Annotated in this window: 16 protein-coding genes and 1 pseudogene; 1 reads left to right on the top strand and 16 read right to left on the bottom strand. The window is 49.7% G+C overall.

The window, feature by feature from the left end; all coding sequences use genetic code 11:
* Window positions 1-95: 95 nt before the first annotated feature.
* The 7 genes and pseudogenes from EDM57_RS01315 to EDM57_RS01285 form a co-directional block, all read right to left on the bottom strand.
* Window positions 96-380 (bottom strand): annotated as a pseudogene (locus EDM57_RS01315) (transposase); the annotation flags it as partial.
* Between the two features lie 226 nt (window positions 381-606).
* Entirely contained in the window at window positions 607-3,018 is a 2,412-nt protein-coding gene (gene cas3 / locus EDM57_RS01310) for a CRISPR-associated helicase Cas3' (RefSeq protein WP_122902979.1), read from the bottom strand.
* Between the two features lie 303 nt (window positions 3,019-3,321).
* Entirely contained in the window at window positions 3,322-4,356 is a 1,035-nt protein-coding gene (locus EDM57_RS01305; protein WP_246005705.1) for a hypothetical protein, read from the bottom strand.
* 127 nt (window positions 4,357-4,483) lie between these two features.
* Window positions 4,484-5,380, bottom strand: a complete 897-nt coding sequence (locus EDM57_RS01300; protein WP_122902978.1) for a hypothetical protein — start codon at window positions 5,378-5,380, stop codon at window positions 4,484-4,486.
* An 888-nt stretch (window positions 5,381-6,268) separates the two neighbouring features.
* Entirely contained in the window at window positions 6,269-7,261 is a 993-nt protein-coding gene (locus EDM57_RS01295) for a TylF/MycF/NovP-related O-methyltransferase (RefSeq protein WP_122902977.1), read from the bottom strand.
* 317 nt (window positions 7,262-7,578) lie between these two features.
* The gene (gene rlmD / locus EDM57_RS01290) at window positions 7,579-9,009 is read right to left on the bottom strand and encodes a 23S rRNA (uracil(1939)-C(5))-methyltransferase RlmD (RefSeq protein ID WP_122903017.1); all 1,431 of its coding nucleotides are present in this window, start codon (window positions 9,007-9,009) and stop codon (window positions 7,579-7,581) included.
* Window positions 9,010-9,133: 124 nt separating this feature from the next.
* Window positions 9,134-10,024 (bottom strand): diacylglycerol kinase, encoded by an 891-nt coding sequence (locus tag EDM57_RS01285; protein WP_122903018.1) that lies wholly within the window; start codon window positions 10,022-10,024, stop codon window positions 9,134-9,136.
* 142 nt (window positions 10,025-10,166) lie between these two features.
* Here EDM57_RS01285 and EDM57_RS01280 point away from each other — a divergent pair, with 142 nt between their 5' ends.
* Entirely contained in the window at window positions 10,167-11,138 is a 972-nt protein-coding gene (locus tag EDM57_RS01280) for an ROK family glucokinase (protein ID WP_122902976.1), read from the top strand.
* 118 nt (window positions 11,139-11,256) lie between these two features.
* Here the strand turns inward: EDM57_RS01280 and EDM57_RS01275 are convergent, their stop codons facing one another.
* From EDM57_RS01275 to asd, 9 genes are all read right to left on the bottom strand, one after another.
* Window positions 11,257-12,177 (bottom strand): DMT family transporter, encoded by a 921-nt coding sequence (locus EDM57_RS01275; RefSeq protein WP_122902975.1) that lies wholly within the window; start codon window positions 12,175-12,177, stop codon window positions 11,257-11,259.
* Between the two features lie 69 nt (window positions 12,178-12,246).
* Window positions 12,247-13,428 carry an ABC transporter permease gene (locus tag EDM57_RS01270; protein WP_122902974.1) on the bottom strand — a complete coding sequence of 394 codons (1,182 nt, stop codon included), beginning with the start codon at window positions 13,426-13,428 and terminating at the stop codon, window positions 12,247-12,249.
* On the bottom strand, window positions 13,428-14,156 hold the full coding sequence (locus EDM57_RS01265; protein ID WP_122902973.1) for an ABC transporter ATP-binding protein: 729 nt from the start codon (window positions 14,154-14,156) through the stop codon (window positions 13,428-13,430). The genes EDM57_RS01270 and EDM57_RS01265 overlap by 1 nt, the downstream gene beginning before the upstream one ends.
* An 84-nt stretch (window positions 14,157-14,240) precedes the next feature.
* Entirely contained in the window at window positions 14,241-14,708 is a 468-nt protein-coding gene (locus EDM57_RS01260; RefSeq protein WP_122902972.1) for a hypothetical protein, read from the bottom strand.
* 120 nt (window positions 14,709-14,828) lie between these two features.
* Window positions 14,829-15,182 carry a hypothetical protein gene (locus EDM57_RS01255; RefSeq protein WP_122902971.1) on the bottom strand — a complete coding sequence of 118 codons (354 nt, stop codon included), beginning with the start codon at window positions 15,180-15,182 and terminating at the stop codon, window positions 14,829-14,831.
* 449 nt (window positions 15,183-15,631) lie between these two features.
* Window positions 15,632-17,068, bottom strand: a complete 1,437-nt coding sequence (gene gatB, locus EDM57_RS01250; RefSeq protein WP_122902970.1) for an Asp-tRNA(Asn)/Glu-tRNA(Gln) amidotransferase subunit GatB — start codon at window positions 17,066-17,068, stop codon at window positions 15,632-15,634.
* Window positions 17,069-17,073: 5 nt separating this feature from the next.
* Complete coding sequence (gene gatA, locus EDM57_RS01245) at window positions 17,074-18,546, bottom strand: Asp-tRNA(Asn)/Glu-tRNA(Gln) amidotransferase subunit GatA (RefSeq protein WP_122902969.1); 1,473 nt, start codon at window positions 18,544-18,546, stop codon at window positions 17,074-17,076.
* A 33-nt stretch (window positions 18,547-18,579) separates the two neighbouring features.
* Window positions 18,580-18,870, bottom strand: a complete 291-nt coding sequence (gatC, locus tag EDM57_RS01240; protein ID WP_122902968.1) for an Asp-tRNA(Asn)/Glu-tRNA(Gln) amidotransferase subunit GatC — start codon at window positions 18,868-18,870, stop codon at window positions 18,580-18,582.
* A gap of 266 nt (window positions 18,871-19,136) precedes the next feature.
* Window positions 19,137-19,988 carry an archaetidylserine decarboxylase gene (asd, locus tag EDM57_RS01235; protein WP_122902967.1) on the bottom strand — a complete coding sequence of 284 codons (852 nt, stop codon included), beginning with the start codon at window positions 19,986-19,988 and terminating at the stop codon, window positions 19,137-19,139.
* Window positions 19,989-20,139: the final 151 nt, after the last annotated feature.

Below are 20,139 nucleotides of genomic sequence, written 5' to 3'. Positions count from 1 at the left end.
ACCCAACTAATATGCATAAGTAATTGCTAGAACTTTAAGCACTTTACTATGCAATTTACACTTAGAGGATGGTTGACAAAGTGTACTCATTCTCGAATCACTGTTATTGCCGTCTGAAGATCAGCGCTGCTTACTTTAATCTCCATTTTTAGTCGCTGAACCTCCTTGCGCTGCGCAAGGAGTTCATTCTGTTCCTCCGCTCGGTTGTCTTTTTCTTTAAAAGAACCTGTGGTTCTACTCTGTTTGACCCAGCGTTCAAATACAGATGCACTCAGATCGTATTCTTTCAAAATATCTGCACGCGGTTTTCCATTCTCGTAGAGTTGAACCACCTGTTGCTTGAACTCGTCTGTAAATGACCGACGCTTACGTTTCCTCATGAACATCCTCTCCATTTCCTATCGATGTGATTGAAATATACCGATCCATAGCTTAATGGTAATATTTCCCTCGTAATTAGTCAATCTGTGTATCATAAATTATATGAAAGATTATAATTCCATTCCCTTTATGTTATAATTAATTTTGTCGCCAAAGGCGTGGATTGAAATATATATTTTATGATACGAGAACCTATCTCTATATGCAGATAGGTTCTACTCACATTCAAAACATACTCATTTCAACATCCAGACCATAGTCCTCGCTGTACGTCGATTCACTCAACGCCAGTATTTTTCCGTCCATCAAGCTTACGAGCCCATCGTTTTTACTCAGTTGCTCCCGTTCATACGCAAACAGACTGATCGTATACTGCTGTGCCTTTCGCAGTAGCATCGACAGGTTCTTGATCGTTTCATCGCCATTTAGTTGCGCAATAATCTCTTTTCCTGTCTCTCCGTACGGAACAAGAACGGCTGTTGTCTGGTCATCGATCACCTGAAAGTGATCTGCTGCCGTCCTGTAGCTGTTCACGATAAATAGCGGCAGACTCTCCTTTTTTGAATTTTTGTATTCGAGGTTATATGAGCTGTTGTTCCTGTTTGCCATCAGCAACTCTGTCATGTCCTTCTCTAGTCCGCGAATATAATAGTTTAAAAGCGAACGCGAACTGAACTCCGTATAAAATTTTCTAAAATACTGCTCCATCGCCTGAACGGACAATAGATTGCCGCCGTGCTGATTGGGATCCTTTTTGAGGTCAATAAGCATTCGCTGCACTAGTTGTTTGCCTACCTTGATTTCCTGCAAATGCTTCAAATTCTCCTCTGCATGGTCAATGATATATACCTGCTGAATTTCCTTTTTCCCGTGGCGATTGCATCTGCCGGCCGCCTGTGCAATCGAATCCAGTCCGGCCAACGAACGTATCACACAATCAAAGCTGACATCCACGCCTGCTTCTATTAGCTGCGTACTAATGCATACCACTTTTTCTTCACGCTGCAAATGTCCTCGCACTTGCTCAAGGATGCGGTTTCGATGCGCCGCACACATAGACGTACTCAGGTGATAGAGAGGAATATCGAGCGTCTCTATTTGCCGATACAATCTCTTAACAACCGTTTTTGTGTTTAAGACAACCAGAATACTTTGGACCTCTTCCATTTTCTCGGTAATAAAATCAGCCAGCTTGTCCGTGTCAAAGGTTTCCCCCGTTGCTTTATCCACAATTTCCACCCGTTTGAAAGCCTCAATGACTTGATCCACGTTTTGAATCATTTCAGAGTCAGCACTGATTTCCAGACGGCGCTCTACAAAATCAAGAGCCGGCTGGGTAGCCGTGCAAAGAATAAGGCTGGAATGACCATATGATTTCAAAAAGTTTAGTGCATGATTAAACAACGATACACATGAAACCGGAACTTTCTGTACCTCGTCAAAAATAATGACCGACTCGCACAAGTTGTGAAGCCTTCGTATATACCTGCTTCCCCGGGCGTAGAACACATTTAGAAACTGAACCATTGTCGTAAAAATAATCGGTGAATCCCAGTTATCCTTGGCCAGCTTCAGTTTTTGCTGTGCATTCATCATGCCATCCTGTGCCTCATCGTCATCGCGCATATCGTCTATGACGTTGGAATGATGCTCCAGAATATGCGCGTCGTCCATGAGAATTTTACGAACTTCTTCTGCGTTCTGTTCGATAATGGTTGTAAACGGTACTACATATATAATGTGCTTCTTGTTCTCCCGAATGGCATGCTTGAGCGCGTAGCGCAAACTTGCCAAAGTCTTTCCGCCACCAGTCGGGATGGACAACGTATAGATACCGGACGGCTTCTCCGCAAACTTGTCGCACTGATCTGACAATTCCCTTCTCAGCTCGTTGATCCGTGTCTTTGCATCTTCTTTCTCTTGGTAAGAGTGAAGCTTTTGCATAAGTCTCTCATAGTATGTATGAAACAAGGCTTGGCGACATGGAGTGGTTTCCTCTTGTTTGTTTTCCTCAAACAACCTGGTGTTCGTACGATCTGCATCAATTAATGCACTGAACACAAACTTGCTCAGAAACATCAATTTGCTTTCGCTGTTCTCTACAGAAGGTGGGCTGAGATAGGCTTCCAGTTCATCGATTGCTCGTAATACATATTGTTGAAACGCTTGCTCACTGATTACTTCGTCAAAAAATTGCTGCATCGACTTGTCGTATTCCTTCAACGGTTTATCCCGGACTCGCTTCAAGTACGGAGATTCCAAATCCTCATTTAAAAAATCATGGAGGTAGGAGTGGTGAGAAATAATCGCATTTCCGACGACCTCTGCGAGAATCCAGCTTCCCCTGGAGGGGCTACCTGTATGAAATTTCTGATATAATAGCCTGCCACCTGCAGTCGAATGATCGACACTTCCTCTTTTCGGCGCATCTCCCGGGTTTTCCACGGCTTTTATAATGTAGTCTTTGAACTCATCGGTATACTTTCCCATGTCATGGAGCATCCCGGCTAGCCCTGTGATATGCTTGACGCCTATCTTCTCGCCGATCGATTCCGCCAATGCTTTTACTCCCAGCAAATGCTCCGCGACACTTTGAATCTGTTTATCGCTTTCCCGAATATGCGCGATAAAATTCATGATTTACCGCCTCCTTTTTATCATTCAGCGAGTATCCATGCCTGACGCATCCTGTACCTGGTTGTTTGTTTTTTGTAGAACGCTGTCAAAATTAATCATATAACATTTTGGCAAAAAATATATGAATAACTCATAACTTGACATTTTTTGACTTTAAGTTCTAAACCAAAGCTGATGAACAACAGAAGCCAGCGTGTACAAAAGTATTTCCAGTTAATATGCACAACCTGCTCCTGTTGTTCAGACGAGCTTGCGATATTTTCTTTTCGCAAAAAAAATCCCCGCCAAACACACGGCAGAGATTCATTCCATACTATAAACAAAGTCGACCAAACTGTATTGATCTTTTGGAAGCGGGTAATTCTCAAATACATTGCTTAAATTCTTTGTAACCATGTCATAATAAAAAAGTCCATATTGATTATTGGTATCCCTTCCTAAAATAAACAACCCCTCTGCATTAGCCCTCGGGTAAAAAGATTTCACTTCCTTAATGCCCGGAATATCAAAATCTTCGACCTTTTGACTGTCAATATACAACATCTTTAATGTCCTCGGCTTGGGTGAACCCATAAATGGGTCGTATGTCATTAAGATTCTATTTGCATCAAGCTGTCTGGTCAGTCTGATCTCAAATTCGTCCGTGTGGTAGATTGGCTGATAATTTCCAAAATCCGAATCCATCAAATAAAGAGTTTTTGGTCTAATATGTGTAACTTCCGTAACTTTGGGTGTCCTCATTTCGGAATCGGAAGCAGTAAGGCTCAGTAACTTTTTTGTCGCGTAATTATAGGACAATGAGAAACACCAGGTGTCATCGTCGTTTGGATTTAGATAAGTGAATTCTTTCGTTGTCTGGTCAAAAATGGCCGGTTGAGTAACGGTAGCGAATTGCGGTGCAACGTTTGTAATCACCTTGTTATCTATGACAAACAGATCATTAAAAAGAAATTTCCCAAAGGTTAATTGTTTTTTTTCTTTTGTTTTTAGATTATATTCATATAAATTATCAACGTCGTCACCTGAAGCGCTATCACTAAAATACACTTTATCGTTTGGAAGATCGGCAAAAGCCACCGGATATCCAGGATCTACGGGAATCCTCAAGAGTTCCGATATTTTTTTATCTGGAATCGAATAATGGTACAATACTAATGAAATCCCGTCAGCATCGTTTTTTCCATTATTATAAGCGGTAGCTGTTATATGTAAATGTTCTTTCCATTCTCCTTTTGTGCTACTCTCTAGTGTATGTTGATTTATACTTATACTAATGATAGCCAAAATAACAACAGCGATGATGCTGCCAAATGTTATCATTATCTTTTTCATAGTCATACGATACTCCTAAAGCTATAGATTTTGAATAATATCGCTGTTGAAGGTATACGCCGTTTACTTCTAAAAAAATTTTTTAAAAGAACAGCGTATACCAATGATTTACATATGCTTAACGATAAAAAATTTATTTTGTTGGTATGCTCTGATCCGAAAATCTCTTATGGTAATATCTTACATTAGGCGCGGAAGTAGCAGTTGTATTCCCCGCAACTGTTTGCAAATTGCTTTTTCCCCAAATATCGATAATAGCATCAGGCAAAGTTCCTACATCTGCCTGATAAAAAGTAAATGTCTTATTTGTATCTAAATTTCTTAATGTAATATCCTTATCTCCCTTTTTGGAATAATCATATTTCTTCTGAGTTGCGCAATCATAATTTTTCAGTTTATTATCTCTATTGCCGGTTGTACCCGTATAATAAGTCGCTCTGCCTGTCCCTAAAAAACTATCGTCACTAGCCTGATACGTCAACACATTTCGATTATTCGTCCCCCATTTCCACTGGACATCGCCAGTAGCAGCCTGAATTACTTGTCTCGATTGTTCATTAAGTTCCCGTTCTGTAACCGGCTCATTATGAAGGGAATAACCAGAAGGATCGTTTTCATCCACATAATAAATGTTGTTTAATTCGCCTGTAACTTCGTCATAAACTACTTTCATTCCAGGATATATTTTAGGTGGAGGCGCTTGAATATAATTGCCCTCCTTACTCATTTCAAATGCTTTTATTGCCAATTTATTCTCAAGTTCAATCTGCCTAGCTTCCTCTTCTGTAGCATCTTCAGGAACATTCACTATATACGGCCTATCAAGTCTCCTGGAATCTTGGCTAACAGCGAATTTGGCATGCCCACCTTTTTCTATAACCATCTGGAGATTATCATCATATTTCAATACTGTGCCAGGCAACATGTTCAGCGGAATCGTATTGTCCTCACTCGCGGATACTTCAAAGGAATTCAAAAAGAAAGACGCCGACATGCCAGCAACTAAAAATGCATATAACTTTCTTTTCATAACAAACTGATCTCCTTTCTAAAAATCCGCACTCACTGCTGCCTAAGTAGACAAAACGATGAAGTCACATCGTCGATCCAGCAAAAGTTCCACTCCACTCCTTTCCCCCATTTGTGTTGATGCAGTGTATACTCGTACGTCTACCGTACGATTTGAACATTCATACGGTCTTTCGTGTTTGGAAGTCGAAGCACGACAAAAACGAAGCAAAGACTACGGCTTTTGCTTTTCTAACTCTAAACAAAGTATCTCCAAAAGCTGGACGATCTCTGTATTCCTTTCTCATGGTAAGTGTCTACTCTACCAACTGGCGAGCGAAACCGCCCACTACTATCGGAATAGCAGCAATCATGTTGAATAGCTTTAGGTGACTTAGCGGAAATTACTAAAATTTTATATAACTGATTTTAATGTAAAAAAACCGAAAAGTAAACCCAATAATTTACTTTAACCACATATATTTACATCTATGCGCATTTCAATACCTCTCGTGCATCTATGAGCCCTACCATAAAAATCCCTGAATAAATAAAAGCTTTCTTGGCAAGCGGAGAAGATTTTTTCCAAGAGAAGTAAGCAGAAGGTAATCAGGGCAATTCTCATTGCTGAAGTTGGGCATGCAGAAACAACATACGGATTTCTCCTTGGTAAAGGTAAAAAATCGACCAAGCACTAGACATTTTCGAAGAATTTGTATAAGGATTTTTGGATAACAACTCTCACTGTAAAAGGGGCAATCCAGAACATCATTGTATACTGACGTTCTGGATTGCCCCTGAGCACTGATCCATCTTGTTGTTAATCATTTCTCTTCAACAGTGCACAGCACTCCATATGTGTTGTGTATTCAGTGAGAACAACCAAGTGAAGTGCTCTTGTCAATAAAAGTTATTTAACGATCACTGCTGTTCCAGAAAAATCACTTAAAGGAAAGAAGCTAATAGAATTCTCCTCGCAATATTTTCGAACTGCTTCTTTAGCTCCTTTAAATCTCGAGTTGTTGTAATCGTGGATAAAGATATATCCTCCTTTAGCCATACGAGGATAAAAGTAGCTAAGACCGGAATATATAGGATTAAATAAATCAGTATCTATGCTAACAAAAGCATATTGTTCGTCATTAAGATTCTCTGTTGTATCCGGAAAATAACCTTTTTTTATGATGCAATTTTGGGGATATTTCATTTTCGATAAAACAAGCTCGACATTTGTGTTTGAAAAATCACGAATGCTGGAATTGGAATAATTACTAGTGCGTTCAATAAAAAGGTCTTGTTCATTAAAACCTTCAAATGTATCAAAGAGAAATAACTTTCGATCATAAAATACTTCGTTTAAAAGCTTAGCAAAGTCCCCTCTAAACACTCCTAATTCGGCAATGCTTCCCTCTATGTTTGAGTCATAAATCTCCTTAGCTACCAATTCCAAGGAAGACAGCCTCACATAATCTTTGGTTTGATGAACATCAATCAATCTATTTCTTCCTAAATTTCGAATATTGCAAGCAGCATAAGGTTCTACTGGGTGTAAACAAAATTGATTCAATATAATGGTATGACTGTTTAGACTGTTTAGTTCATCAATTAATTCACTAAATCTTTCACTATAATGATGTAGATATGGAACTATCTTATCTTTGTTAACTCCTAAATTAATCAGTTGATTGTAAATGTCATCATAGTAAGTGCTTGTTATAATAATATAATCAAAATCATAATGTATGATGTCAACAGGGGGAATGACTTTGATATTATCGATTAAATTACCTTGGATTTTCTCATTATTATCTACGTAAGCTAATATACTTACTTTTTCGAAATCAACAGTACTTAAAAATTCCTTACAGATACTTCCTGTTCCGAATAATAATAATTTATACATATAAAATCCCCTTATTTTTATGTATTTATACTGTATTATTTAGATATTTTGATGTCAAGCAGGAAACGGAGTGAGTATATTCGTCGCACGGCTATCGCTTGGTTTTGAAATCCGCAAATGAATTTCCCCAACGGCAGCTATTTCAATGTTATTACAGTAGAAATTAAATTCATCCTCAATTTCCCTCTCCCCCATCTACTAGAACTTTACTTACTGAAAAAATATCCGTCTCCAGACAAAAAGCCCAAGCACATAATATCGCTTGAGCTTTGTCAGACCATTTATAAATAAATATAGGTAAATGCAGCTCAATAATGCTACTTCCTCACAAGCAGCGCACAACACTCCACATGCACGGTATGCGGAAACATATCCACCGGCTGCACTTCCTTCACCTCATACCTCTCCGCCAACACCTTCAAATCCCGCGCCAACGTCGACGGATTGCACGACACGTACACCACGCGCTCCGGCTGCATCTCCAAAATCGTCGTCAACAGCGCCTCGTCACAGCCCTTGCGCGGCGGGTCGACCACGATTACATCAGCACGGATGCCCCGCTCCTTCCACGCCGGAATCACAACCTCTGCCGGGCCAGCCTCGAACGTCGCGTTCTCCACGCCGTTCAACTTGGCGTTGCGGTTCGCATCCGCGATTGCTTCCGGAACGATCTCCACGCCGTACACATGCTTCGACTTCTGCGCCAAAAACAGCGAGATGGTGCCGATGCCGCAGTAGGCGTCGATGACCGTTTCCGTGCCTGTTGCCCCGGCGTATTCCAGCGTTTTGTTGTACAGCACTTCCGTCTGTGCAGGGTTGACCTGGTAAAACGACCGCGCCGAGATCGCGAATTTGATCGGGCCGATGTAATCGTAGATGACGTCACTGCCCCAGAGCGTCACGGTCTTTTTGCCGAAAATGACGTTAGTCTTGTCTGGGTTGATGTTTTGCACGATGCTGGTGACGCCCGCCACCTCCGTGCGGATCGCTTCCACGAGCTTGTCCCGCTGCGGAATGGCTTCCTCTGTCGTCACAAGCACGACCATGACTTCCCCCGTCTTAACCCCTACCTTGACGACCACATGGCGCAGCAGACCTGTGCCGCGCACCTCGTCGTACGGCTTGATGCCAAGGGCAGCAGCGGCTCGCTTCACGGTGGCAACTGCCTCGTCGTTCTTTTGGTGCTGGATGAGGCATTCGTTCATGTCGATGATGGAGTGGGATTTTTCCGCGTAAAAGCCGCCGACCAAGGCGCCGTTTTCCTCGCCGATTGGCACCTGTGCCTTGTTGCGGTAGCGCCATGGGTCGGTCATGCCGAGCGTCGGGTGCACCGTGATGGCTCCTTCTCCCTCCACCTGAAAACCGCCGATGCGACGGAGATTGTCGCGGACGATCTGCTGCTTGTGCCGCAGTTGTTCCTCGTAGGCGAGGTGCTGCAGCGAACAGCCGCCGCAACGGTCGTACAGCGGACAGGGTGGCTGTGCGCGGTGGGTGCTTGCTTCCAGCACTTTCGTCAGCTTGGCGAAGCCAAAGTTCTTTTTGACATGGTCGACACGAGCAAGAACTCGCTCGCCTGCGAGTGCGCCGTCTACAAACAGCGTATATCCTTCAACCCGGCCGACTCCAGCGCCCTCGTGGTTCAGTCCGGTTATCTCCACTTCCACGGTTTGGCCGACACGTACCGGGACATCCAGCTCTACCTTGGCGGTCTGCTGCGGTCCGCGCCGCTTTTTTGTTGTTTTTGCCACGATTCTTTTGCTCCTTTTGTCTTGCGCTCTTGCTTCCCGGCTGCTTTTGGCCAAAAGGAAGCAGGCAGGGATGCACAGCGAACGCGGCATCCCTGCGGCTATTGCTATTCATTTTACTATCTTCCTACGGGACGAACAACTCGATATGTCCCGGCAAGGCCTCGACGACACAAGGCAACTGTCCGCCAAGTTCGCCGTCCAGATTGAGCTGGACCACCTCGCCTGTGGGAGAGGTCGCTTTGATATAATCTGCCTGGAAATACAGAATGTTGGGGTCGCGCAGATGCTCGCCGCGAACCGCCTGTGCGGCGAGGCGAATGAATTCGGCGATGTTCGTCTTTTTCACGACGATGACATCCAGCTTGCCGTCTGACAAATCTGCTTCCGGGGCGAGCTTGTCGAAGCCGCCGACGGCATGGCTGTTGGCAATGAGGAAAACCATGATCTCCTCATCCAGCAACACTTCCTTGCGATTTTCCAGGCGGACGCGGATCGGGTGCAGAGAGGGCAGCTTCTCCAGCCCTTTGACGTAGTACGCCATTTGTCCGAGCAGCGTCTTCAGCTTGCTCGGGACTTCGTAGGTCAGGTTGGTGAGGGAGCCGCCTCCCGCAATATTCATAAAATACCGGTTGTTGATCCGGCCCAGGTCGATGCGCTTCTTCTTGCCTTTGGTGATGATCTCTGTAGCGCGTGTGATTGACTTCGGTATGCCTAGCGCCCGGGCAAAATCGTTGCTGGTTCCGCAGGGGATGATTCCAAGGGTGGGGCGTGCTTTTTGCTCCGCCATCCCGTTCACTACTTCGTATATGGTTCCGTCTCCGCCAGCAGCCACGATGACATCGAAGCCGCGGGCCACGGCGCGGGCCGCTTCCTCGGTTGCATCGTCTTCCCCTCTGGTTGCATGGCAGGAGGTCTCGTATCCGGCCGATTCCAGCAAATCGAGAATATCCGGCAATCGCCGCCGTACGATCTCCCGGCCGGAGCTCGGATTGTAGATCAATCTGGCTCGTTTCAAGGCAGATCCCTTCTTCCTTCCCTCGCTCACGGGTATACTTCCTTCCATCATATCCTGTATAGCCATTTTTGGGAATCGCTATGCAGGAGACAGCGTGATAATATAGAAAAAGATGGCAAAATGGAGAGCGAGGGGAAGAATGATGAAAAAAATCATCGTTGGTGTTGATGTAGGTGGAACAGCAATCAAAATGGCGTTGATTACCCCGGATGGCGAGCTGGTGGCCAAAACTCAAGAGCCTACGCCAGTCGCAGATGGGGAGGATGGCGTCCTGCAAAAAATCGCGGAGATGACCCGCGTCCTGCTGCACAAGCACGGCTATGCGCTGGAGCAAGTGAGCGGGATCGGCGTTGGAATCCCCGGACCTATCGATGCAAAAGACGGCATTGTCATGCAAGCGGTCAACCTGCACTGGACCAAGCCTGTCTTTTTGAAGAAAAAATTGGAAGCACTTACAGGGCGGCCTGTCGCTGTCGAGAACGACGCCAATGCGGCGGCACTGGGCGAAATGTGGCAGGGCGCAGGCAAAGGCGCACAAGACCTCGTGCTGGTGACAATCGGAACGGGAGTCGGCGGCGGTGTCATCCTGGACGGAAAGATCGTTCACGGCATGAACGGAGTCGGCGGGGAAATCGGGCACATCACCATAACGCCAGACAGCGGCGCACTCTGTAATTGCGGCAAAAAAGGCTGTCTGGAGACGTACGCCTCCGCCACTGCAATTATCCGTGAAGGGCGACTCGCTGCCGAAAACGGAACAAGCCCATACCTTGCTTCCGTGCTGGCCGAAAATGGCAAGCTTGGGGCAAAGGACGTATTCGAAGCAGCCGTAGCAGGCGACGCCGCTGCTCTTTCTATCGCCGATCAGGTGGCGCTCTACTTGGGACTTGCCCTCTCCCATCTGGCGATTTCGCTGAATCCGGCCAAGTTTGTCATCGGAGGCGGCGTGGCGGCGGCAGGCGATTTCCTCTTTTCCCGCATTCGCGATTCCTTCGCCCGCTTCGTGCCCTTTACGTACGTCGTGGAAGCAACCGGGATTGTCCCTGCCACGCTGGGCAACGACGCCGGCGTATACGGAGCGGGCTGGCTGATCCGCTCGCAGATGGAAGAGTAGCTGCCCTTTACGTGCGTAAACGATTAGTTTGTCCTGAAAATTCCCACTTTTCCCATCCGTAAAAAAAGCGCTTCTGCCAGCAGCATAACTGCCTCGCAGAAGCGCTTTTTCACTTGGATTACCATTCAATCGTCCGCGCAGTCGCTTTCCCTTCCTCCGCCTGCCCAGGCTTCGGCTCCTTCCCCGCGACAATCAGCGCTGCTCCTGCCAGCACCGCACAGCCGCCCAGCAGTTGAAGCAGGCTGAATGCTTCCCCAAACAGCAGCGCCGAACACCCAATCGTCACGACTGGCTCGAACGTGCTGAGCACGGAAGCTTTCGTCGAACCGATCAGTTGCAGACCACGGAAGAAAAAGCTAATCGCCAGTACCGTAGAAAAAACGACGATTCCGCCCAACGCCAACCAGCCTGCCGGAGCAAAGGACAGATCGACGCCGCCTTCTTTTTGCGCGATCAAAAAGGTCGTCGCTGCCGCGAACAGCGAGATATAACCCGACGTTACATACGAGGACAGACCTTTGACAACCCGGTTGCCCACGATGATGTACACCGAGTAGAACAGCGCTGCCGCGAGCGCCAGCACGACTCCGAACGGCTGAATGCCGTCAAACGACAGCCCAAGCACCAGCCCCAATCCCAGCAGTGACAGCAGCATCGCGAAAACGGTCTTTTTCGTCAGCGGCTCTTTCTCCACAAAATAGCTCAGAACCGCCACAAACACGGGAAACGTGTACAAGAGCAGAGCCGCCAGCGAGGTCGAAATGTACTGAACCGCGGAAAAAAAGCTGAGCGATTGCAGCGTGTACAAAACTCCCCCCAGACAAAACAGGGCGAGCACCTGCCGCCGATTGAGCCGCAACGACTCCCTGCGCCAGGCCAGGAGCCCGAAAAACAGCACAGCCGCGAACAAAAAGCGTAAAAACAAGAGCGTCGATACAGAAACACCTGCGCCATAGGCGTACACGGCAAAAATGGACATCACGCCAAAGCCGGCAGCCGAAGCAAGCACGTACAGCACTCCGATGGACAACGGATTCACGATATTCACCAGCCCTTTTCAAATGACAGCGACACAGAGACAAACAGCAGCCTGGATTTACGCTCTCGATCAGTTTTTCAATCCAGCCCCTTCTCTGCGGAACAGTCGCGAGGCGAAAAATATCGTGATCGCCACGTACACCAGCGAAGAACCGATGCCGACCAGCGCATGCACCGGGTCAACCTTGCCGTAGAAGACTTCCTTGCAGAGCGCCACGCCATTGAACACAGGCAGCGCGTAGTAATGCTCCGCGATGTCCACCGGGCTTTGCGGCATCAGCATGTACGACGGCACCATCGCCAGGAAGATGACCCCGCTCATGTACGTCTGCCCTTCTTTGAAAGTCTTCGCGATTGTGCTGAGCATCAGCTCCAGTCCGGCAAAAGTCGCCGCCATGAGCAGGATGACGACAATCAGCACGAGCAAGGTAACAGGCGAGAAAAACGCGAGCGAAAAATGGTCGCCCGCCCCTCCAAACGGCCCCACACTCATCACCAGCGATACCGAGATGAGCGAGGCTCCCGCACTCATGATACTCATGACCATGACCGCCAAAAGCTTCGCCGTGAGAATGTGGTTGGCGGCAATCGGCGCCGTCAGCAGCGACTCCAGCGTCCCCCGCTCTTTTTCCCCTGCGACAAGGTCGTTGGCGGAGGCGATTCCTCCAGAGGCGAGCGACACAACGAGCATGAGCGGAATGAAGCCTGCGAGCATCCCGCCCGACTGTCTTTCCTCCGACGCTACGTTTTGAAAGTCAGGGGTGATCGGCTGAATCGCCTGCTCGGACAGGCCTGCCTGCTTGAGCCGCTTCGCCACGATCTCCTTGCTGTACCTCTCGATAGTCTGCTCGATCAGATCGCGGGCGTAGACCGACTTGGAATTGGTCGAGTCAAATGCGACATGCAGTTTGGCCGTTTTCCCCGCCTGAATCTGCTCGTCAAACGATTCCGGAATCGTAATGATGGCGCGCAGTTGCCCCGCTTGCAGCGCTTGCTCCGGGTCGGCCGGCTGGAGCAGCTTGACCCCCGGATTTTCTTGCAGAAGCGCAATCAGCCTGGAGGAGCCATGCACAGCCAGCGGCACGTATTCCCGCGCTTCCTTTTCCACGTTGCTGTAAGAGTTTCCCAACAGGAAAAACACAAAAGGAATAATGACCAAAGGCACCAGAAACGTCCCCAGCCACGCCTTCCGGTCGCGAAACAGGTCGAGCAGCTCCTTTTTCAAAACGATCCAGATGACTTGCCAGCCCATCAGAGCTTGCCTCCTTCCACGACTGCCATGAAGATGTCGTCCAGATCGTCTGTCCCGAACTGCTTGCGCAAGGCGTCCAATCCTCCTGAAAAGCGCAGCTTGCCTTTGTGGATCAGCGCAACCCGCTTGCACAGCTTGTTGATCTCGCCCATGTTGTGGCTGGAAAACAGGATCGTCTTTCCTTCCTCCTGCAGTCTTGCCACCATCCGGCGAAAAATGGTCGCAGCCGTTACATCCAGCCCCGTCGTCGGCTCATCCAGCAAAATGACGTCAGGATCATGGACGAGCGTGCGGGCAATCGCCACTTTTTGCTTCATTCCCCGGGAAAAAGCGCCGACGCGCCTGTCGATAAACGATTCCATCTCCAGAATGCGGCTCAGGCTGTCGATTCTCTGCTGCACCCGCGACGACGTCAAGCCGTAGAGACTGCCGAAGTAGGCGATATTTTCCCTGGCTGTCAGCCGACTGTACAATCCGACTTCCCCGCCAAACAGGATGCCGATCCTGCGTCGCACCTCCAGCGGCTCGTGCCGTACCGAAAAACCGCTGATCTCGATGTCTCCCGAAGTCGGAGTGAGAATCGTCGCCATCATGCGCATCGTCGTCGTCTTCCCTGCGCCGTTTTCGCCCAAAAGGCCGTACACCTCGCCCTCTTCCACGCGAAACGTCAAATCGCGAACCGCTGTGATCGTCCCGAACTGCTTGCTGACTTCTTTTACCTCAATCAACAGCAGCCCTCCTCTCCTAATCCTTCCCAACCGGACGGCCACCTTTTTTCCATAGCCATCCAGACAACAGATGGCGTCCTGCCGTCAAAATTGCACCTTGAGCAAATAGGAAGCTCTTTTCTCTCCGGAAAACGTCACCTGTACGACTCCTGTGCGGCCTTGCAGCACGCGCGGGATCGCCGCCGCCACGCGGAACTGCCTGTGCCTGTCATCGACTCGCGCGACATGCACCGTCCCTGGCGGAGAGTAGATCCTCTCTCCGTCCAGCGAGTAAAACACGAGCGAGATTTCCCCTGCGGCACCGTGCGCCTCCCCGGAAAAAACGATCGTATTCACAGCTCCGGCAACACCGCCCGATACCCGCGTGAGGTCAAACAGCGGATGGCGAAGCGAGGCAAGCGCAAGCCCGCCTCTCCAATCCTGCAAAAAGGCGTCGAACTCCTGAACCGCTGCTGGCGCAAACATCGCGGTGGCATCCGGACATGCTGCGCCAGGCGGGCTTGCCGGACTGGCAGAAGTCATCAGCAAAAGCATCATCCAAACAGAAAGCATGCTAATCATCTCCAGGTAATGGTTGTTCTTAGCATGCCCTTTTGCAACGTTTGCGCGATGTTCCGGCGGCGGATCAGAATCTTTCGACTTTTACACACAGGCGCTGTCGCGGCGCTCTTTTCATGCCAAGGTCAGGGCACTCGCGTAGCGTTCCTTCCATGTGGACAGGGAAAAGCCGTCAAACAGCGCCACAAATTTTTCGGTGTCATTAATGTAGTGACGCGTTTCTTTTTGTCCAGGGTACTTTTCTTCAAACAGCGGAGCGACCAGATGCGTGACCGGAATCCCTTCCGCCTCCTGGTCGTAAATGCCCCGCTCAGCCAGCACCTTGCCGAAGTAGCGGCAGTAGGTCACCGTCACCGTTTTTTGCTGCCCGTTGTCTTCCCACGTCGCAATCGAACGGTCAAATGTATCGGATGGCGAGCCGCCCTTGCCCGGCGCTACACTCTCTCCTTTGACAGAAATCAGCTTCATGTACTTTCCTTCCCCCTTTTTGTTCGTGTAAGTTCATTATAGGGGAGAGCGGAATTACTTACAAATCCGGCCAACCCGCGGCAAGTTCGGCAGACGTTTTTTTAAAAAAGTTTTTGCGCATCTGTCAGAAAATCCTGCGTCCGGTAGTCTATGCAGTAAGTCAACGAACAACGAGGAGTTTTGGTAATCAAGCCAGTCAGTCAAAGAGAAGAGGAGCAGGACGAGGCGTTTGGCAGGCTGGTCGACAGCCGCCGAGAGCAACGGCACCCCCGAGGAAGTCTTGATGCGCCGCGAGCTGTTTACGACGATCAAAAGCTTTTGTACTGCCTCAGCCCGCATGAACGGCTCATCGTCGAAGTGCACGGTGCAGCGAAGCGCTATCCAGCCCGTCCGTGTAAAAAAACAAGCAGCACTCTCCCCAAGCGGAAAGTGCTGCTTCTTTTGATGCCTTACAGGCTGTTCAATACTTCCTGGATCAGCTTGTTGACCATTGGCGGGTTTGCCTTGCCTTTGGTTTGCTTCATGACCTGACCGACGAAGAAAGCGGCTGCTTTTTCGTTTCCGGCCTTGTAGTCGGCTACTGCCTGCGGGTTGGAGTTGATGGCGTCGACGACGATTTGACGCAGGGCGCCCTCGTCGCTGATTTGCACCAGCCCTTTTTCCTCGACGATCTTCTTCGGATCTTTTCCGGTCTCCACCATCTCCTTGAAGACGGTTTTGGCGATTTTCGAGGAGATCGTGCCGTCTGCGATCAGCTTAATCATGTCGCCCAAGCCCTGCGGCGTCATTTTCACATCGGCAAACGTCAGGTTGTTGGCATTCAGGTGAGCCAGCAAGTCCACCATCAGCCAGTTGGCAACTGCTTTCGGGTCTGCGCCTGTCTTGACGGTTTCGTCGAAGAAATCGGCTGTTTCCTTGGAAATGGTGATGACCTCGGCATCTGCTTGCGACAGGCCGAACTCGTTTACGTAGCGAGCCTTGCGGGCATCCGGCAGCTCCGGAATCGTCGCGCGGACAGCCTCAATCCATTCCTCGGAAATTTGCATGCGCACAAGGTCAGGGTCCGGGAAGTAACGATAGTCGTGCGCCTCTTCTTTGGAACGCATGCTGACCGTCTTTCTGTTCGCCTCATCCCAGCGGCGGGTTTCCTGCACGATGGTACCGCCGGAGTTCAGCACCTCTGTCTGGCGCTGCACTTCGTATTCCAGCCCCATTTGCACGTTGCGGAAGGAGTTCATGTTTTTCAACTCGGTCTTGGTGCCGAACTCTTTTTGCCCATACGGACGGATGGAGACGTTGGCATCGCAGCGCAGCGACCCTTGCTCCATGCGCACGTCGGACACCTCTGTGTACTGGATGATCGCTTTCAGCTTTTCCAAATAGGCGCGCGCTTCTTCGGGTGAGCGAATGTCCGGCTCGGAAACGATCTCGATGAGCGGTACGCCTACGCGGTTGAAGTCTACCAGCGATTCGCCGCCGAAGTCGCTGTGCGTCAGCTTGCCCGCGTCTTCCTCCAGATGGAGGCGGGTGATGCCGATGCGCTTCGTCTCTCCGTTGACTTCAATGTCGATCCAGCCGTTGTAGCCGATTGGCTGGTCGTACTGGGAGATTTGGTACGCTTTCGGGGAATCCGGGTAAAAGTAGTTTTTGCGGTCGAACTTGGTCTCGCGGGAAATTTCGCAGTTGAGCGCGAGCGCCGCTTTCATCGCAAACTCTACCGCTTGCTTGTTCGTTACGGGAAGCACGCCCGGATGTCCCAGACAAATCGGGCATGTATGTGTATTCGGCGGCGCGCCGAACTCAGTCGGGCAGCCGCAGAAAATTTTGCTCTTGGTCGAAAGTTCGGCGTGGACCTCCAGGCCGATGACGGTTTCGTACTTGCTCATGCCTCTTACCCCCTCACCCATTCCGGCTTGCGCTCGCTGTAGCCTGCTGCCTGCTCGTACGCATGTGCTACGCGCAATACGGTGGATTCGTCAAACGCGCGACCGACGATCTGCATACCGATTGGCAGACCGTTTTGGGCGAATCCGCACGGTACGCTGATCGCTGGCAGTCCTGCCAGGTTGACAGGAACGGTGCAAATATCTTCCAGATACATTTTGACCGGATCGTTGACGTTTTCGCCGATTTTGAAAGCGGTCGATGGCGTCGTCGGGTGCAAAATCACATCGAAGTCGGCGAAAATGTTGTTGAAGTCCTGGATAATCAGCGTGCGCACCTGCTGCGCCTTTTTGTAGTAGGCGTCGTAGTAGCCGGACGAAAGCGCATAGGTTCCGAGCATGATCCGGCGTTTTACTTCCGGTCCGAAGCCTTGGCTGCGCGATTCCTTGTACAGCTCAATCAGGTTGGACGAATTGTCTGCGCGCACGCCGTAGCGCACGCCGTCAAAGCGTGCCAGGTTGGACGACGCTTCCGAGGAAGACAGCAGGTAGTAGGCTGGTACCGCGTATTCGGTATGCGGCATGGAGACTTCGCTCCAGGTTGCGCCCATGCTCTCCAGCTGCTTCAAGGCGGCGAGTACAGCCTCGCGCACCTCGGCATCAATGCCCTCGCCGATCAGCTCTTGTGGCACGCCGATGCGCAGACCTTTGACATCGCCAGTGAGCGCGGAGAGATAGTCCGGCACTTCCACATTGGCAGAGGTGGAGTCGTACTCGTCATGTCCGGCAATCGCTTGCAGCACGTATGCCGCGTCTTCTACGTTCTTGGTCAGAGGTCCGATCTGGTCGAGAGAAGAAGCGAAAGCCACCAGACCGAAGCGGGACACGCGGCCGTAAGTCGGCTTCAGGCCAACGACACCGCAAAAAGCGGCTGGCTGGCGAATGGAGCCGCCTGTATCGGAGCCGAGTGTGAAATAGAAGTGGCGGGCAGCCATCGCCGCGGCAGAACCGCCAGAAGAGCCGCCTGGCACGTAATCGGTGTTCCACGGGTTTTTCGCCGGGAAGAAACCGGAGTTTTCATTGGAGCCGCCCATGGCGAACTCGTCCATGTTCAGCTTCGCCACGATTACGGCATCTGCTTCCTTCACCTTTTTGGAAACGGTTCCGTCATGGACAGGATCGTAGTTCGCCAAAAATTTGCTGGCGCAGGTTGTCCGTACATCTTTTGTAATCAGGTTGTCCTTGAGTCCCGCCGGCAAGCCGAACAGGAGCCCAAGCTCCCCGTTTTCCTTGACCAAACGCTCGTCCAACTGACGAGCATGGGCGAGTGCGCCCTCCTCATCCACGTGCAGGACGGACTTGATTTTTACATCATGCTCCTTGATGCTTGCGATGGAAGCCTGCACCAGGTCTGTGACTGAAAGCTCTTTTGCGCGCAAGGCGCTATGTATTTCCGACAATCGCTTGTCAAACAGCGACACAGTGGGTTCCTCCCTTCTCGTTCTCCTGACAGATTATTCGAATACAGCCGGTACTTTGAATTGCCCGTCCTCGTGATCGGGTGCGTTTTTCAGCACGTCCTCGCGCGGCAGCGACGGTCTGTTCACGTCCTCGCGCATCACGTTTTTCACATCCGTAGCGTGGCTGGTCGGCTCAATGTTGGACGTGTCAAGCTCGTTCAGCTTCGCGGCAAACTCCAGGATGGCGTTCAAGTCCTTTGTGTATTGCAAAGCCTCGTCTTCCGTCAACTGCAAGCGGGCCAGATTGGCTACATGCTCTACTTCTTTGCGAGTGATGGCACTCATCTCTTCCACCTCCGAATCGTCTCACATAACTTTGATCTTACTTGAAAACAGCAGGTTCAGTCAATTTTCGCGCGGATTCGGCCGTGTAGAAACAAAAATTTTTCGAGTGAAAATGCTTTACAGGCGAGGCAATAGGCGGGACGCGGTCCCAGTGTTAATCGCAGCTTTTTATTAGAAAACATCCAAATATTCCATAGAAAAAAGGAATCCCTGTTTCCAGCGGGACTCCTTTTTCATTCGGCTTTTATTTTTCTGGCAACGAGCCGCTATGCTTGTTCCTTTTCTACCTTCGCCAGCACCTGCCCCATGAGCAGTGACTTGCCTTTTTCCACACCCTCTGCCCATTTTATCTGCGACGATTCCAGCAGCAAAATGACGGTAGATCCAAACTCAAACCAGCCCAGTTCGTCGCCTTTTTCGTAGTGTGGAGTGCCTTCGATTGGCTCGGTGGTTTGCCGGCCGTGTTTGATATTGGTCGTGGCCGTATTGTACACGACCTTGACGCTGCCGACGAACAGTGCGCCAACCTTGACCAATGCCATGTCTCCCAGGCCTTTCGTCTTGATGTAGGTGACTAGCCGTTCGTTGCGGGCAAACAGTCGGTCCACATTTTCAATCCCGAGCCGGTTCACCGGATAGAGACGCCCCGGCAAATAGCTGTAGCGGACCAAATTTCCCGCCACTGGCATGTGGATGCGGTGATAGTCGCGCGGGCTCAAATAGATCGTGATGAACTTTCCGCCGTAGTAGCGCTTCGCTTCTTCCTCCGAGCCGCCCAATAGCTCTGTCACGCTGAACTCTTTGCCTTTTGCCTGAATCAGCGTGCCCTCACAGATGTCGCCAAGCTGGGAGACGGTCCCGTCCACCGGGCTTACGATCACATCGTGTCCGGGAGCGATTGGCCTTGCTCCTGCCTTCAGACGGCGGGTAAAAAATTCCTTGAGCGTCCGGTATTCCGTTACCGGCTTTTCTATGATGGAGGCATCAATTTTATAGTGACGAATGTATCGTTGGATCGCTAATCGACTGAATCGAGAAGCGGTGATTTTCCCCATGGTCCGCGACATTGCATTTTGCGGAAGTCGATGAATCAGACCTGGCAATAGCTTTTTACGCATAAGTGGAACTCCTTAATCGTTTTCGATTAGACAGCAAGTAGCGAATACCCTTACTTTACCACTTCCACTTACAACCAGTAAACCCTGCACTATTACCAACGCCTCATCATTTCCTTGACTGGGCTTGCTATACTATAATAATGGGACAAGC

This window comes from Brevibacillus gelatini, from assembly GCF_003710935.1.
GTDB classification, from domain to species: domain Bacteria; phylum Bacillota; class Bacilli; order Brevibacillales; family Brevibacillaceae; genus Brevibacillus; species Brevibacillus gelatini.
Note: the sequence above shows the minus strand (reverse complement) of the source record. Positions and strands in the feature narration are given on the sequence as shown.

Bases quoted from the DNA above. Each gene is read 5' to 3' on its own strand.
- cas3 (WP_122902979.1), bottom strand. From the start codon at position 3,018: ATGAATTTTATCGCGCATATTCGGGAAAGCGATAAACAGATTCAAAGT.
- EDM57_RS01305 (WP_246005705.1), bottom strand. From the start codon at position 4,356: ATGACTATGAAAAAGATAATGATAACATTTGGCAGCATCATCGCTGTT.
- EDM57_RS01300 (WP_122902978.1), bottom strand. From the start codon at position 5,380: ATGAAAAGAAAGTTATATGCATTTTTAGTTGCTGGCATGTCGGCGTCT.
- EDM57_RS01295 (WP_122902977.1), bottom strand. From the start codon at position 7,261: ATGTATAAATTATTATTATTCGGAACAGGAAGTATCTGTAAGGAATTT.
- EDM57_RS01280 (WP_122902976.1), top strand. From the start codon at position 10,167: ATGAAAAAAATCATCGTTGGTGTTGATGTAGGTGGAACAGCAATCAAA.
- EDM57_RS01270 (WP_122902974.1), bottom strand. From the start codon at position 13,428: ATGGGCTGGCAAGTCATCTGGATCGTTTTGAAAAAGGAGCTGCTCGAC.
- EDM57_RS01260 (WP_122902972.1), bottom strand. From the start codon at position 14,708: ATGCTTTCTGTTTGGATGATGCTTTTGCTGATGACTTCTGCCAGTCCG.
- EDM57_RS01255 (WP_122902971.1), bottom strand. From the start codon at position 15,182: ATGAAGCTGATTTCTGTCAAAGGAGAGAGTGTAGCGCCGGGCAAGGGC.
- gatB (WP_122902970.1), bottom strand. From the start codon at position 17,068: ATGAGCAAGTACGAAACCGTCATCGGCCTGGAGGTCCACGCCGAACTT.
- gatC (WP_122902968.1), bottom strand. From the start codon at position 18,870: ATGAGTGCCATCACTCGCAAAGAAGTAGAGCATGTAGCCAATCTGGCC.
- asd (WP_122902967.1), bottom strand. From the start codon at position 19,988: ATGCGTAAAAAGCTATTGCCAGGTCTGATTCATCGACTTCCGCAAAAT.